The sequence below is a fragment of the Mucilaginibacter pankratovii genome, assembly GCF_014773265.1.
Taxonomy (GTDB): domain Bacteria; phylum Bacteroidota; class Bacteroidia; order Sphingobacteriales; family Sphingobacteriaceae; genus Mucilaginibacter; species Mucilaginibacter pankratovii.
In genome coordinates this window covers 211,398-226,525 of record NZ_JACWMY010000009.1, presented here as the reverse complement: position 1 = coordinate 226,525, position 15,128 = coordinate 211,398, and the positions used below count along the sequence as shown (strand labels likewise).

Sequence of the window (15,128 nt, the reverse complement as noted above, 5' to 3'; positions counted from 1 at the left end):
ACAGGAAAAGCGGCTGATGCCGCTTTTCCTGTTTTTATGTTTTCCTACCCTCTGATCTCCAGCCTCCAATCTCTAAACTCAATCCTCCACCATTTCGCTGTTTGGGCTGCTTTCTTCAAGCTGCTCGTGTTTAAAGTAGCGTTTCTGATTGAACAGGATCAGGATAACGCCTACCGATATGGCCGAATCGGCCAGGTTAAAAATAGGACGGAAGAAGATAAACTCCTCGCCTCCCCAGATGGGAAACCACAGCGGGAAATGCCCTTCTATCAACGGGAAGTAGAACATATCAACCACACGGCCGTGGAATAACGGCTGGTTTTGAAACATGATACCGTAAAAAACCGAATCGATAATGTTGCCTACTGCTCCGGCCAGTATCAGGGCTACCATCATCACTAACCCCCGGTGATATTTATGCTTAATTAAGTGAACCAGCCCGTAGCCAATGCCACAAACCGCCACTATGCGGAATAAAGTAAGTGCAAGTTTACCCAACTCGCCGCCCAGTTCCATGCCAAAGGCCATACCATTATTTTCGGTATAGCGCAGCATGCCCCTGTTGCCCAGGAAATGAATTTCCTCGCCCAGGAACATATGTTGCCTCACCCAGATCTTAACGATCTGATCGAGCAGGACGATAAATGCAGCGGTTAAGAAAGGTTTTGTATAAGCTGCCTTCATTTATTGCTTTAATTTGGCTTCCATAGTTAGCGTGGTATGCGGCACTGCACGCAAACGCTCTTTAGGGATAAGCTTGCCGGTTTCGCGGCAAATACCGTATGTTTTGTTTTCTATACGTACCAAAGCGGCCTCTAACTGCTCAATGAATTTCTTCTGACGGGCAGCAAGCTGGTTTATCTGCTCTTTCTCTAAGGTTGCAGAACCATCTTCCAATGTTTTGTAAGTACCTGCGGTATCATCTGTACCGTTTGCATTGGGCGAGCTTAATGATGTTGCCAATGCAGCAAGCTCTTCTTTAGAGCTGCGTAGTTTTTCTAAAAGCAGGTCTTTAAATTCTTTTAATTCTGCGTCAGAATATCTTGTTTTTACGTGTTCTTGGCTCATATTAACTTTTACTAATAACTATTAAAATTTCAATTCCATCAATCTCTACTTTGTCGCCTTCATTCAACTGACTATCAAGCACAAGGCTTTCTGCCAAAATTTCGGCGCAAATATAGGATAAATTATTTTTCACTGCTTCCCCAATGTATGGGTGGTCGCTTACGCGGACGTTTATCTTATCGGTAACTTCAAATTCTTTCGACTTACGCAGATTTTGTATACGATTTACCAACTCTCTCGATATGCCCTCCTGTTTTAATTCATTGGTTAGCGTAACATCTAAAGCCACGGTTAGTTTTCCCAAATTTGCAACTTGCCAGCCAGGGACATCCTCGGCGATAATTTCTACATCAGAAATCAGTACAGCGTATTTAGTATCAAGTATCAGGATACTACCTTCGGCTTCCAATTTAGCTATCTCGGTTTGGCCAAACGCGTTGATGGCGGCGGCAACATCTTTCATATCCTTACCAACTTTAGCGCCCAGGGCTTTAAAGTTTGGCTTGATCTTCTTTTTAACAAAACCTTCGGTATCGGTAATGTACTCGATGTTCTTGATGTTTGTCTCGGATAGTATCAGGTCTTTCACCTTCTCTACCTGCTCTTTAAAGTTCTTATCCAGTATAGGCAGTAAGATCTTGCCAAGCGGGCGGCGAACCGGGATCTCTATCTTTTTACGCAGCGATAATACCAGCGATGAAATATCCTGTGCCAGTTGCATCCGCTCTTCCAGTGCGGTATCAACCAATTCCGGTTGGTACTCCGGGAAGTATGCTAAATGCACCGATTCAAATTCCTCTTTACCAGTAACCGAGTTCAGATCGGTATACAAACGCTCGGCAAAGAATGGCGCTATTGGCGACATGAGTTTGCTGATGGTGATCAAACAAGTATAAAGCGTTTGGTAAGCCGACAGCTTATCATCCGAATTATCCGACCTCCAGAAACGGCGGCGGCTTAAACGGATGTACCAGTTGCTAAAGTGCAGATCCACAAATTCCTGTATGGCGCGGGCGGCTTTGGTTGGCTCAAAGTCGGCATAAAAAGCATCAACCTCTTTGCTCAGGGTATTTAATAGCGAGATGATCCAGCGGTCGATCTCCGGGCGGTCATTAATGTTTATCTCGGCTTCGATGTAATTGAACTTATCGATGTTAGCATAAAGTACAAAGAACGAGTAAGTATTATATAGCGTACCGAAGAACTTGCGGCGAACCTCATCCAGCCCTTCCAGGTTAAACTTGAGGTTATCCCATGGCGCAGCGTTACTGATCATATACCAGCGGGCAGCATCAGCACCATATTGGTTTATGGTTTCGAAAGGGTCGATACCATTACCCAGGCGCTTGCTCATTTTGTTGCCGTTCTTATCAAGCACCAAACCATTGCTGATCACGTTTTTAAACGAGATGCCTTTGTTGCCTACTTCGGCATTTACGGCTTTGATCTCGTCGCTGGCTTCGCTCAGCATTACCGCGATGGCATGCAGGGTAAAGAACCAGCCGCGGGTTTGGTCAACGCCTTCGGCTATAAAATCTGCCGGGTAAGCGGCAGCAAACGCTTCTTTATTCTCGAACGGGAAGTGCCATTGCGCGTAAGGCATGGCACCGCTATCAAACCAAACATCTATCAGGTCCGGCTCGCGCAGCATTTTGTTCCCGGTTGATGAGGTTAAAATTACATCGTCCACATAAGGGCGGTGCATATCTTCCAGTTTAAAACCAGCCGGCATAAAGCCCGCGGCGATAGACTTTTCAATCTCTGCGTTCAGTTCGGCTATCGAACCAATGCATTTTTCTTCGCCGCCGTTCTCCTCGCGCCAGATAGGCAGCGGGGTACCCCAGTAACGGGAGCGGGACAGGTTCCAATCCACCAGATTTTCCAGCCAGTTGCCAAAACGGCCTGTACCTGTACTTTCGGGTTTCCAGTTGATGGTTTTGTTCAGCTCCACCATTTTATCCTTCACGGCGGTGGTTTTAATGAACCAGCTATCCAGCGGATAGTACAATATCGGCTCATCGCTGCGCCAGGAGTGCGGGTAGCTGTGCTCGTATTTTTGTACGTTGAATGCTTTATTTTCTTCTTTCAGCTTGATAGAGATCAGCACGTCGGTCGGTTTAAAACCTTCCGCTGCGCGTTCTGCATCGCTGTAATATTCTTCTTTTACGTAACGGCCGGCGTAGTCGGTAACTTCTTCTACAAAGCGGCCCTGCTTATCAACAAGCGGCACATCCTTGCCATTCTCGTCCTTCACCATTACCGATGGCACGTTGTTTTCCTTACATGCCCTAAAGTCATCCGCACCAAAAACGGAGGCGGTGTGCACAATGCCGGTACCGTCCTCGGTAGTAACAAAATCTGCCGGGATCACGCGGAAAGCGTTTTTCTCCAGGTCTTCGTTTGTTACATAAGGCATCAGCTGGTAGTAGTGCAAACCAAGCAACTGACTGCCTTTTATTTCGGCATCTATGCGGTAAGGGATAATTTTATCGCCGCCTTTGTATTCGTCGAAAGATGCACCTTCGCCTTCAGTTTTGAAATATTTTTTAACCAGGTCTTTAGCCAATACCACGCAAACAGGCGTGTAGGTATAAGGGTTAAAGGTGCTTATTTTTACGTAGGTGATATTCTCGCCAACGGCCAGTGCGCAGTTGGATGGCAGTGTCCATGGAGTAGTCGTCCAGGCCAGGATGAATACATCCGTTCCGGTGGGGACACCGGAATACAAAAACTCCGAATCGCCATCGCGCTTTACTTTAAATTGCGCGGTGATGGTGGTATCCTTCACCATTTTGTAGGTACCCGGCTGGTTCAGTTCGTGCGAGCTAAGCCCTGTGCCCGATTTTGGCGAGTAGGGTTGCACGGTGTAACCTTTGTACAACCAGCCTTTTTTATAAAGCTGCTGCAATATCCACCAAAGGCTTTCAATGTATTCGTTCTCGTAGGTAACATATGGGTTTTCCAGGTCAACCCAGTAACCCATCTTTTCGGTCAGATCGTTCCATACGTCGGTATAGCGCATTACCTCCTTGCGGCAGGCATCGTTATACTCTTTTACGGAGATCTTTTTACCGATATCGTCCTTAGTGATGCCAAGCGACTTTTCTACAGCAAGTTCAATCGGCAGGCCATGGGTATCCCAACCGCCTTTGCGTTTTACCTGGTAGCCCTTCAGCGTTTTGTAACGGCAAAAAATATCTTTAATAGAGCGCCCCATTACGTGGTGAATGCCGGGCATTCCGTTCGCGCTTGGCGGGCCTTCGTAAAAAGTATACGGCTTGGTAGCCGACCTGCTGCTTATGCTCTTTTCAAATATGCCGTTCTGCTGCCAGAACTCCAGTATATCCTTCCCTGTTTGCGACAGGTTTAACTGCTTATATTCCTTGTACATCAATCTGTTCGCCTCGAATTTTAAAGGTTGCAAAAATACGCAATTTTATCTTAAAAAAGGAGAAAAGCAGGGAAATGGAAAGGCAAAATTAAAGCAAGGTGGCGATTTTTAACCGCAGAGGGCGCGGAGAAAACGCAGAGTAGCACAGAGCTTTGCAAATAGATAGTTTAGCGCGGTATCTCTGTGTAACTCTGCGAATATTAAAAAAGCAAATCTCTGCGTTCTTTGCGATTAAAAATATCTACGCATTAATAATTCAATATCGTAAACTCTACCCTCCTGTTTTGCGCGCGACCTTCATCGGTATCGTTGGTGGTTACCGGGCGGGTTTTGCCGTAGCCACTTGCCTTAAGGCGCGCCGCCGCGATGCCTTTTGTAGTAAGGTATTTCACTACCGAGAATGCACGGGCCGCTGATAACTTATTATTGGCATCGTCTGTACCTACGTTATCAGTATGGCCACCGAGTTCAATTTCAAGCTTGGGTTTGCTTTGCAGGAGGGTCACCAGGCGGTTCAGATCGGGAAACGATTCGGGTTTCAGATCGGCTTTGCCGAACTCGAAAAAGATGTTGTTGATACGCACCACCTGCCCTTTTTCAAACGGCACCATGTACAGGTCGCGGGTTATTTCCTGGTACTCGCCAACTTTGGTCAGGTCGAGGTTATCCGATATCGGGATAAAATTTTCCTGGCTGGAGTTAAAGCCAAAATTTTTGCCATACGGCAGCACGATCTGGTAGGCGCCGGTACCCGGGTCGCTGATGGCGATACCTTCGTTATTGCCATTGGCCAGGTCTTCATAAATAATGGCGGCCTCAATCGGCTCCAGAGTTTTCTTGTTCAGCACCCGGCCTTTTACCAGTACCACGGGCTGCGGTTTTATATTGTCGTTCAGTTTGATGCGCACAATATCGCTTTCGCCAAAACCGCCTTCTTTAGAGCTGATCATGTAAGCGTAATCGCCTTTGGCTGCCAGTCTGAAGTATGAATCCCATTTGGCGGAGTTTACCGACGGACCAAGATTAACCGGCTCGCTCCATTTTTGCCAGGTATCATCCAACCGGGTTGTTTTGTAGATGTCGTTATCACCTAAGCCGCCCGGCCTGTCGCTGCTGAAATAGAGTGTTTTATTATCCAATGCCACAAAAGGCGAGGCATCATCATTGGCTGTGTTAAGTACTTTTATAGGTGCCGGCCGGCTAAAGCTACCATCTTCTTTTTTAAAGGAGATGTACAGGTCGTTATTGGCAGCACCTTTTTCTTCGCTAAAGTAAAACATCATGGCTTTGCCATCGGGCGTTAGGGTTGCGCCAACATATTTCCCCTTCACCATATCGGCAAAGCCCTCTATCTCTATGCCTATGGGAGTTTTCCAGCCGCCGGTAGCGTTGCGGGTTACTACCGAGTAACCCGTGCCGGTTACGCGTGTGCCGTTTTTAAAATATCCCTTAATAATGATGGTATTATTATCGGTTGATACATTGGTAATTGCCGAATGCGTTAAGCCGTTATTGAAAGGCGCCGCCATGTACCGCGCCAGGCCCCATTCCCCCTTTTCGTCCTGCTTAGCGTACCACAGGCTTTGGATCTCTTCGTTAGCTGCCTTGCGGAACATCTCGCGCAAAAAGTACAACTCGCGGCCATCTGCAGATATCACAGGGGTAAGCTCGGAATAGCGGCTGTTTACTTTATTGCCTAAATTTACGGGCAGGTAGGCATCCTGCGCCTGGCTGCTAATAGCTGCAAAGGCCATCAGCATCAACAAAAATATTTTTTTAATGTCCATGGTAATTGTGGGGTAAAATAACAGCCGGTTTTTGGCCGGCTGTGTATGGTTTGGGTTGAAAGGGTTAATTTTCACCCTCTTTACCAAAGGTAGAGAGGGTCGAACAGCGCAGCGCATTCGGGGTGAGTTAAATAGCCACGCGGCAATGTCCGCCCGGCGAGTCGACTCACCCCCAGCCCCTCTCTCCTTCGGAAAGAGGGGAGTTTGAAGAGGCGGCACTTTATGTAGCCTCACCTAAATCCTCTCCAAAGGAGAGGACTTTAAAAGAAAAGCATTTGGCAACCCTCTCCTATGGAGAGGGCAGGGTGAGGCTGCCGCTTAACTATTTCGTCAGATCCACCCTTGATACCAGCACCTTATCCCCTTTTTCTGTTTCGCTAAAGAAGAGGCTGTAGTTACCCAGGCGGGTTTCGTTTGTATTGGGAAACAGGTAGAAGCTCTTCTTTTCGCTCTCGCCCAAAAACTTAAACTCTGATAAAGCGCCGTCGGCAATGTTGATAGAACCGTATTGCATATTAAACAAGGGCGACCACGTGGTGGTTTCGGTGTTGGAGCTGAAGCCGAACGTGGTATGCGATTCTTTATGGATAGATTTTGCCATACGCATCATCCAGTACAGGCTTTTGCCGTCGCCGCTTTCCTGGATAAAGCTTTTTGATGGGATCATATCCGAAGTTAACGGCGCTTTATTGAAGAAACCACTGGTTTTGCTTTGGTCTAAAAACACACCGTAGTTGCGTTTCAGGTTACCCGTAGGGTCGAACTGGAACATGTAAACGCCTTTGTAGCTGCGGCCTTTTTTTATCTTTTTAAAGTCCTGACCGTTCACAAACACGTCGCCGCTTTTAGAGAAGGAGATGCCATTGATCACAAAGCTTTTGCCGTCGAACTCGGCGAATTTCTTTTGATCGGCGGGCTTGGCCTGCAGTTTTTCAAAATCTTCGATAGTTGGACAGCTCAGGAAATCGAACTTACCGTTGCTGATTTTGCCTATCTGGAAATTGGTATACTTCATGGCATCCATAGTCTCGTCTATCTTGCTTTGGGTGATACCGAAGTCAGCAGAGCCGGACAGCATAGAGAATCCACTTTTCAGTGCCCCCAATCCTCCGCCGCCCGAGCTTGCCGCTTCTTTTTCGTCATCATCCGCCGATGTTGTAGGTGTCATCACGGTTTTATAGATCTGGTCGATATACTTATTGCCATCCTTGGTGTTGGCCGATCCGTACAGGAAAACCGAGCCATCGTGTTCATAGGCACCCAGCACGCGCCAACCGTTTGATGGCGATTTAAAGTTGAATTTCTCCAGCACATCACCCTGTGTATTTAGCCTAACGTAGGTGTAATTGCCGGTGTTGGGGTCGGCCACTTTGCCCAGGCCTGATCCACCTTGTGGTGCAAACACCATGATCCAGTCGCGCGGGTAATCATCGTTGTCCAGTTCGGAGTTATCGTCCTCTACAGGTTCAGAAAATATCGGCGCGTTAGGGAAATCAAAGTCAAGTTTGCCAACCGTTTTAATGTTCACCTCGTTATCGCAGCTCAGGATATCGTAATGCATCATCGAGCCGGCGAGGTCGCCTTTTGAGCCTGGTTTGCCCGCAATAACCAGCACGGTACTGTCGGGCTTAACCTCGTAAGAGCCACCGCGGAAAACATATTTCTCGCCGTTCTCCTCTACTTTGGGTTTTACTTTCTCCAGCTGTTTAACCGATTTATTGTAGCTTCCGGTGAGCCAGAGGTATTTCCAGGTGATCTCTTTTTTACGGAAAACCAACTTGCCGCTAAGGTTGGCCGAAGCGCTTAAGCTATGCGAAACATAGCTGTCTCCCTTAAAGTTGAACCACTTGTATTTCTTTTTCATCTGTTCGATGGGTTGCTCATCCTTTTCGGTGTTGATGAGGTTGAGCTCTTTATCGTAGGTGTAAATTTCGCGTTTCACCATTTTTTTGGTGCTGCTGCGCAATACAAAAACCATATCGAAGGTTTCTTTTGCGGCGTTCACTTCCACGCCACCCAGGTAGCCGTTTTTGGCCTTGCGGGAGATGTCATAGCTTTTTTCGAGAATAGGTAACTGTGCATAAGCAGTGGTGGCGAGTGTGGTGCCGAACACAATGCAGAGAAGTAAATGTTTAATTTTCATAACAAGGCGGGTTGTTTTTCATCAAAAGTAGCTTTGCGGGCAAAGGCGGGCAATACCGTTAAAACGGTATAATAAGTTGCGGTTTTCCGCAAAATTGCCCAAAGCAGCTTAGCCACCCTTAGTATAATACGTAAGATTCCATCTTAATCTCCTCATACTAAAACCCTTCCCGCTTTTGTTGGTTATATCCGGTACTAAATTGCTGTATTAATGAGATCTATCTGGAAAGGTTCGCTTGGGTTTGGGTTGGTAAGCATCCCTGTTAAACTGTATTCGGCGGTGCAAAAAAGCACGCTGGACCTTGATATGCTGGATGGGCGCGATCATGCCAAGATCCGCTTTCAGCGGGTGAATGAGAACACGCACAAGGAAGTGCCCTACGATAAAATTGTAAAAGGCTATAAGCTGAACGACGATTACGTGATAGTAGACGCCAAGGATTTTGAAGATGCCGCACCCGAAAAAAGCAAGGTAATAGAAATTGAAAGCTTTGTAGAACTGGCCGATGTAAACCCCATGTTTTACGAAACCAGCTACTACACCGAGCCCGATACCAAAAACAACAAGGCCTATGCCCTGCTATTAAAAGCGTTGCAGCAATCAAAAAAAGCAGGACTGGCGCGCTTTGTACTGCGCAGTACCGAAAGCCTGTGTATTGTACACCCGCAAAAAAATGTGCTGGTGGTTACCCGCATCCGCTTTGGGCAGGAGATCCGCGATACAGACGACCTGAACATTGCTGATGATGTAACGGTAAGCAAGAAAGAATTGGACGTAGGCCTCGCCCTGGTTAACCAGTATGCCGAGGATTTTGATGTATCCAAGTACAAAGACGAATACAACGATGAGTTGCTAAAAATCATCCATGCCAAGGCCAAAGGTAAACGCGCTACCGTTAAAAAACTGAAACCTCACAAAACCAGCAGCGACGACCTGTACGATCAGCTGATGAGCAGCCTGAAGGTGAAGAAGGGGGCGTAATAATAGCGATGGTTTTGAAACCTGGATAACAATACATATCACGTCATGTTGAACTTGTTTCAACACCCCATTATAAAAGTCGCCACCACGCCAACCCGCCTTGCACATGCGCTACCTTGCATATGGGGTGCCGAAATAAATTCTGCATGACGGATTTGATTTCAACCACATGCTATGACCTCTACCTTCCGAAATAAGTCGTTATAATTAAATAATTAAATAACAACTAAAACCTATCACTGATTGTTGTGTTAATAGAGTACAAACAAACATTAAAACTCTACCAACATGGCAACTACAAAAAAAGCACCCGAAACCACCAATGTGGTTGAAGATTCGGCACTGAATGAATTATTTTTAGATGAACTGAAGGACATCTACTGGGCAGAAAAACACCTGGTGAAAGCTTTGCCGAAAATGGTAAAAGCCGCAACGTCTGATGAATTGAAAAGCGCGATTGAAACGCACATCGCTGAAACTGAAAATCATATTACCCGCCTCGAGAGCGCCTTTGCATCCATAGATGAAAAAGCTGTAGCGGTTAAATGCGAAGCAATGGCCGGCCTGTTAAAAGAAGCGGACGAAATTGTAAGCGAAACCGAAAAGGGCAGCTTAACCCGCGATGCAGGTATTATATCTGCAGCGCAAAAAGTTGAGCATTACGAAATTGCATCGTACGGCACACTGCGTACCCTGGCACTTACTTTGGGCTATACCGAAGCTGCCGAACTTTTGCAAGCCACCCTTGATGAGGAAAAAAATTGCGACAGCCTGCTTACCCAGATAGCCGAAGGCGGTATTAACGAAACCGCCAAAACCGAAAAAGAATAATTAAACGATTCAAATTAGCACTATGTAAAAAGGGTGGCCTGTAAAAAGGCCGCCCTTTTTTGTTTGTAGAAAATTTTAACTATGGTGTAACGGATACACCTATGTCTTCGTCAATGTAATCAAAATGTTGCAAAGCATAGGTACCATGCAGGCGGCGTTTTATTTAATAAACATCTATTCACAATTTACAAAATGGCCAAAGGCCTTATTATTTTTTACAAACCATGAAAAAGTACATCCTAACCCTGGTAGCAATAACCACCATATTATTCAGTGCCTGCAAAAAAGACAACTCAAACCAACCCGGCGATGACGCCACCGGCACTTACCAGCCCGTAACTACAGGCTCTACCTGGAGTTACCGCAACGAAACCTTCGCTATTGGCGACATCGGCGATGCGGAATTAGATACCACCGTAAACACCATGACAGCCGCCACCAAAGTTTACAACGGTAAAACCTTTCATAAACTTACATCAGTTACCGGTATCGAAACCGAAAGCACCTACTTTGGCTTTACCAACCATATTTATTACAACCATAGCTTTAACGCAGAAGCTGATGCAGAGCTTGAACTGCCTTATCTTAACGAAGAAACATCTGTAAACGGCACCTGGACCACTCCTTTAACGGTATCAGAAGGGCCCGAGTCGCAATTGAAAGGTACTATAGTAGAGAAAAACATCAGCAAAACCATATTGGGTAAAACCTATAATAACGTTATCCATTCTAAGCTGGAACTGCAAAGCAAAATTGGCGGCGTGTTTACCACCGTATTTACTTTTGATTTTTATGTAGCCAAAAATATTGGCGTGGTGGCTATTTACACCAGCTACGATGGCAACCAACTGAGTAAATCGGAGTTGTTCAGTCACAACATTAAATAACAAAACAAGCACTGCAATCTTCGCTATCACCCTGATAGCCAGTAAGGCAGCAATGCTACTTGTCCCAAAAAACATAAAATTAAAATAAATCCGTAGTTTTTTTTGGACTACTTAATGCCCGGCCCGCTTAATAGGGGTTGGGCATTAGTTTTGTATTAATATCTTTGCAACCAAATGCTTCAAATGAAAGGGTTTACACCCGCGTTTGCAGCAGCAAACCAAAAGGCGGTATTTTCCGTATTGTATTAAAACACGTATGAATAGAAAGTTACTTATATTTTTTGGGCTTTTAGCTTTATTTACACAAGCCTGTAAGTTAGATCCGCCTATTTTTGGCCCGCCGCCGAAAGAAGACTGGTCGGCCAGTTTTCAACCGCTGGGTACAGGCAGCTATTGGCAATATGTTAAGCAAGTTGAAGGTAGCCTTACCGATACAGCCGTACTTCTTGTTACCGGCGAACAACCTGTTATCAATGGGTTAACCTATCATACGGTTTACAGCGAATCTAAAAGAAACAGGGGCGATGATTATTTTTATGCTGATAATCATGTAATAATTGTAAGAGAGTTTTTTGCCAAATACAATGATAATGTGGAGATCCAGTACCTGGTAGATACGCTCACTGCGGGCCAAAGCTGGACAGCTAAAATTACCGATAGTGGTTTATTAGAGGGCGTTCCGGCCCGTTTGGTAGGCAAGGTATTAGAGGATAGCATTACCAAAGTTGTTAGTGGGATAACCTTCCCCCGGGTGAGACATACACAAATGCAGTTACAGCAGGATAAAGGCAGCGGCTTTCAAACCTTCGCTACTTACGATTACTACATACAAATGGGGGTTGGTGTAATAGAAAACATAGGTGTACAGGCTGACGGTACCGACCTTGGGCACATTCGTATTTTAAGTTACGATATTAAAAGCAACGAGATCAAAACCACAAACTAACACCTCACGCACCTTACATAGAACTTTCAAAGTTGCACGCCGGTGTAGGCAGATACAAATAAAAAGAGCGATGGATCTTAAACCCACCGCTCTTTTTTATTATAATATTGCCTTTATTACTTCGATTTTTTAGTCTCTGCTTTTGCAGCAACGGGCTTTGGTTCCGGCTTCTTCTTTTTCAGTTCGGCAAATAGCGCGCCGCCCAGGGCAAGCACCAGCAATATCGAACTTGCTAACGAGATACCTTCGCCGGTGTAATACGATGCCGGGTGGAAGATGAACTCGATTTTATGATTCCCGGTAGGGATATTTGCCGCACGCAGTAAATAATCGGCACGGAAGTACGGTTGCTCTGCACCATCTATCAGCATTTTCCAGCCTTTTTTGTAGTAGATCTCCGAGAAAATAGCCACCTGGTTGGTTGCCGAGCTGCTTTGGTAAGTTAAATGATCGGGCGTGTATTTAACCAGCTTAATAGTTGCGCTGGTATCTATAGCTAATGGCCTTGCTTCGGCAATTGATTTGTATTGCTGATCAACCATCGCCTCATCCTTCGGTGCGAAGCTGCTGATGGCCAGCATTTCCTCGTCGGCATTTTTAACGTATTTAACGCTTTTTATAAACCAGGCATGGCCGCAGGCGGTTTGGTTATTTTGCAGGCGGCTGCTATTTGTTTTGGGATCTGTGGTGATGATATACTTTGTGTTCAGCATATCCAGCACATCCTGGTTAATGCTTTTGGTAAACTGGTTATCTATCAGTTCTTCAATTCTTTTTAACCGGGCAGCCGAATAGCCACCTACCGTTTTGTGGAAGAAAGGGTTTGTAACATCGTACCTGATATTTTGGCCGGAATCAAACACCCTAAAATCAGGGTCGGTATCCTTCATAATAAAGGTATCAACCTCCCTTGGCGCAACCGCCTGGGCAGCCTCTATTTTATCCTGGAAACTGCTCTCTTTAAGGTAGCGCTTATCTACCTGCCACATATCTACCAGCACAATCACAAATAGAATGATAGATAGTATCTGCGCTTTTATTTTATTGGTGATAAATGCCCATAAAAGCCCAAAAGTTATCAGCAGAAATATAAAAGTGCGGATGGCATCTGCACGCTCGAGCGACATCCTGTCGCTGATAACGGCTTTACCCACCTCGTTGGCCGTAGTGGTATCGTTTTTAAGCGCCTGGGCCAGGTAGTTAACCATATCTGTATGGTTATCTGTTCTAAAGCTAAGGAATACGGTTGGTACCGCTATCAGGATGAGGGTAAGCCCGCCCACAATGCCACCGGCTATGTATAGTTTTTTGGTGATGGCCTTTTTATCCGGGTTCTCAATAACTTCCTGTACGGCCAGTAAAGCCAGTATAGGGAAGCAAAGGCTGGCAACCGCCAGTATGGATTCTACCGCGCGGAATTTGTTGTACAGCGGGAAGTAGTTGAAGAAAATATCTGAAAGGAACGGCAGGTTGCGGCCAAACGACAGGAAGAGTGTAAGTAGCACCGTGCCCAGCAACCACCATTTTAAGCGGTTACGAACAATGATAAGGCCCAATACAAACAGAAAGCAAATTACCGCGCCAAAATAAAACGGCCCCGATGTACCCGGTTTGGTACCCCAGTACAGCGGTATAATTTGCGAGGTTATTTGCTGAGCGTACTGCGTGGCCTGGTCTTGCGGGATGCCTTTATTGGTAAATACCTTAACGGTTGCAGCGTCTTCGCTTATGGGCTCCGCACTTGGCAGCGCGCCTCCGTAGGCATTAGGCACCAAAAACGTTAACGATTCGCCAACGCCCTGGCTCCACTGGTAAGCATATTCTTTATCTAAACCGGTGCTTGGTTCCTGTGTGGTAGATTTAAGGTTGGATTTACCGCGGATGGTTTCGGTACCGTAATCATAAGTGCTCCAAAGGATGGAAGCATTTACCGCTATGGCCAGTAAAGTAGCACCGGCCAAAAAGCCAAGCGCCTTTAAAAAAGGCTGCATTTTTTTCCCTTTAATGGCATGGAATAATTCGATGCACATTAAAATGATGATAGATAACAGCAGGTAATAGGTCATTTGGATGTGGTTGGAGCGGATCTCCATCGCCAGGAAAAACGCTGCCAAAGCCGAGCCGCTGAGGTAATTCCCCCTAAGCGTCATGATGATACTGGCTATTATAGGCGCGAAGAACGCTATGGCGAAGGCCTGATTGGAGTGCCCCGCTACCAGCAGTATAATATTATAACTGGAGAACGTGAACGCCACAGCGCCGGCAGCTGCCAGCCAGGGGTTCATTTTTAATACGATGAATAAAAAGTAAGTGCCCAATAAAAGCAGCAGCAGCGTATCTACCGGGTTAGGGAAGGTTGATTTGATAACATCAACCACATGCGTGGTAATGTTATTCGGGTATGGTGCCCAAATTTGGAAAGCGGGCATCCCGCCGAATATCTGGTTGGTCCAAAGGATGGTGGTATCCCTGGCGCGGTAATCGTTTACTTCTTTTTGGGTGGATTGCGCGCCGATAACATCGCTTTGCCCTAATGTTTTACCCTGGAATGAAGGGGTAAGGTAGAAAAAGCATATAGCTAAAAAAATTCCAATAACAGCAAGGTGGATGCCATTACGTTTAAACCAGTTATTCATCTAAATTATTTAAAGGATATTTATCTAATATTCTTCAAAAATAGAAATTTGAACGACAATAGGACAATTTGAAGATGAGCTTATTTGAAAATTTGAAAATGAACTATAGAATGTCCAGCCAATAAACATTTTCAAATCTTCAAATTCCCAAATCTTCAAATTAACAGTTATGCGGTTGCTTATTGATGTAGTAGAACACCACGGCCATCCCAACAATGCTGATAATGTAAACTATTGTATTTAAGCGGTTATACACTTCGCGGTTGCGGCGTATGTTGTAAGCGTTGTATAAGGCAAGCAATGCAATTGCCGCCCAAAAGAAGTTATTGATCTTATCGCAGGTAGAAAAAAGCGATATGAGCACGGCCAGTACAATACAGTTGGTTACTATGAGCAGTAATTGCGGCGGGGTGTTATCATGGGCACGCCTCCGTTTGTACAAGTTCTCTGGCAGCATA

At 45.7% G+C, this 15,128-nt stretch carries 11 protein-coding genes; 4 read left to right on the top strand and 7 right to left on the bottom strand.

From position 1 onward, the window contains the following. Window positions 1–78: 78 nt before the first annotated feature. The 5 genes from IDJ77_RS18050 to IDJ77_RS18030 all read right to left on the bottom strand — a co-directional run bounded on the left by IDJ77_RS18050 (window position 79) and on the right by IDJ77_RS18030 (window position 8,389). Window positions 79–684, bottom strand: a complete 606-nt coding sequence (locus tag IDJ77_RS18050) for a lipoprotein signal peptidase (protein ID WP_191190380.1) — start codon at window positions 682–684, stop codon at window positions 79–81. After that, window positions 685–1,068, bottom strand: coding sequence for a TraR/DksA family transcriptional regulator (locus tag IDJ77_RS18045; RefSeq protein ID WP_191190379.1), 384 nt, complete (start codon window positions 1,066–1,068; stop codon window positions 685–687). It abuts the gene before it with no gap. A gap of 1 nt (window position 1,069) precedes the next feature. Continuing rightward, a complete protein-coding gene (ileS, locus tag IDJ77_RS18040; RefSeq protein ID WP_191190462.1) occupies window positions 1,070–4,459 on the bottom strand; it encodes an isoleucine--tRNA ligase in 3,390 nt (1,129 codons plus the stop codon). 248 nt (window positions 4,460–4,707) lie between these two features. Beyond that, complete coding sequence (locus IDJ77_RS18035) at window positions 4,708–6,246, bottom strand: OmpA family protein (RefSeq protein ID WP_191190378.1); 1,539 nt, start codon at window positions 6,244–6,246, stop codon at window positions 4,708–4,710. 322 nt (window positions 6,247–6,568) lie between these two features. Further along, a complete protein-coding gene (locus tag IDJ77_RS18030) occupies window positions 6,569–8,389 on the bottom strand; it encodes a hypothetical protein (protein WP_191190377.1) in 1,821 nt (606 codons plus the stop codon). A 210-nt stretch (window positions 8,390–8,599) separates the two neighbouring features. Between IDJ77_RS18030 and ku the strand changes: the two genes are divergently transcribed. From ku to IDJ77_RS18010, 4 genes are all read left to right on the top strand, one after another. Continuing rightward, window positions 8,600–9,370 (top strand): non-homologous end joining protein Ku, encoded by a 771-nt coding sequence (gene ku, locus IDJ77_RS18025; RefSeq protein ID WP_191190376.1) that lies wholly within the window; start codon window positions 8,600–8,602, stop codon window positions 9,368–9,370. A gap of 288 nt (window positions 9,371–9,658) precedes the next feature. Further along, window positions 9,659–10,201, top strand: coding sequence for a YciE/YciF ferroxidase family protein (locus tag IDJ77_RS18020; protein ID WP_191190375.1), 543 nt, complete (start codon window positions 9,659–9,661; stop codon window positions 10,199–10,201). A 224-nt stretch (window positions 10,202–10,425) separates the two neighbouring features. Then, entirely contained in the window at window positions 10,426–11,088 is a 663-nt protein-coding gene (locus IDJ77_RS18015) for a hypothetical protein (RefSeq protein ID WP_191190374.1), read from the top strand. Window positions 11,089–11,344: 256 nt separating this feature from the next. After that, the gene (locus IDJ77_RS18010) at window positions 11,345–12,034 is read left to right on the top strand and encodes a hypothetical protein (protein ID WP_191190373.1); all 690 of its coding nucleotides are present in this window, start codon (window positions 11,345–11,347) and stop codon (window positions 12,032–12,034) included. A gap of 116 nt (window positions 12,035–12,150) precedes the next feature. On the opposite strand, the gene IDJ77_RS18005 is transcribed toward IDJ77_RS18010, so the two are convergent. Together IDJ77_RS18005 and IDJ77_RS18000 are read right to left on the bottom strand one after the other, a co-directional pair. Beyond that, window positions 12,151–14,670, bottom strand: a complete 2,520-nt coding sequence (locus IDJ77_RS18005) for a YfhO family protein (RefSeq protein WP_191190372.1) — start codon at window positions 14,668–14,670, stop codon at window positions 12,151–12,153. A gap of 160 nt (window positions 14,671–14,830) precedes the next feature. Continuing rightward, window positions 14,831–15,127, bottom strand: coding sequence for a hypothetical protein (locus IDJ77_RS18000; RefSeq protein WP_191190371.1), 297 nt, complete (start codon window positions 15,125–15,127; stop codon window positions 14,831–14,833). Window position 15,128 lies beyond the last annotated feature (1 nt).

Excerpts from the sequence above, each read along its gene's own strand:
- IDJ77_RS18050 (WP_191190380.1), bottom strand. The coding sequence starts at position 684 with ATGAAGGCAGCTTATACAAAACCTTTCTTAACCGCTGCATTTATCGTC.
- IDJ77_RS18045 (WP_191190379.1), bottom strand. The coding sequence starts at position 1,068 with ATGAGCCAAGAACACGTAAAAACAAGATATTCTGACGCAGAATTAAAA.
- ileS (WP_191190462.1), bottom strand. The coding sequence starts at position 4,459 with ATGTACAAGGAATATAAGCAGTTAAACCTGTCGCAAACAGGGAAGGAT.
- IDJ77_RS18035 (WP_191190378.1), bottom strand. The coding sequence starts at position 6,246 with ATGGACATTAAAAAAATATTTTTGTTGATGCTGATGGCCTTTGCAGCT.
- IDJ77_RS18030 (WP_191190377.1), bottom strand. The coding sequence starts at position 8,389 with ATGAAAATTAAACATTTACTTCTCTGCATTGTGTTCGGCACCACACTC.
- ku (WP_191190376.1), top strand. The coding sequence starts at position 8,600 with ATGAGATCTATCTGGAAAGGTTCGCTTGGGTTTGGGTTGGTAAGCATC.
- IDJ77_RS18020 (WP_191190375.1), top strand. The coding sequence starts at position 9,659 with ATGGCAACTACAAAAAAAGCACCCGAAACCACCAATGTGGTTGAAGAT.
- IDJ77_RS18015 (WP_191190374.1), top strand. The coding sequence starts at position 10,426 with ATGAAAAAGTACATCCTAACCCTGGTAGCAATAACCACCATATTATTC.
- IDJ77_RS18010 (WP_191190373.1), top strand. The coding sequence starts at position 11,345 with ATGAATAGAAAGTTACTTATATTTTTTGGGCTTTTAGCTTTATTTACA.
- IDJ77_RS18005 (WP_191190372.1), bottom strand. The coding sequence starts at position 14,670 with ATGAATAACTGGTTTAAACGTAATGGCATCCACCTTGCTGTTATTGGA.
- IDJ77_RS18000 (WP_191190371.1), bottom strand. The coding sequence starts at position 15,127 with ATGCTGCCAGAGAACTTGTACAAACGGAGGCGTGCCCATGATAACACC.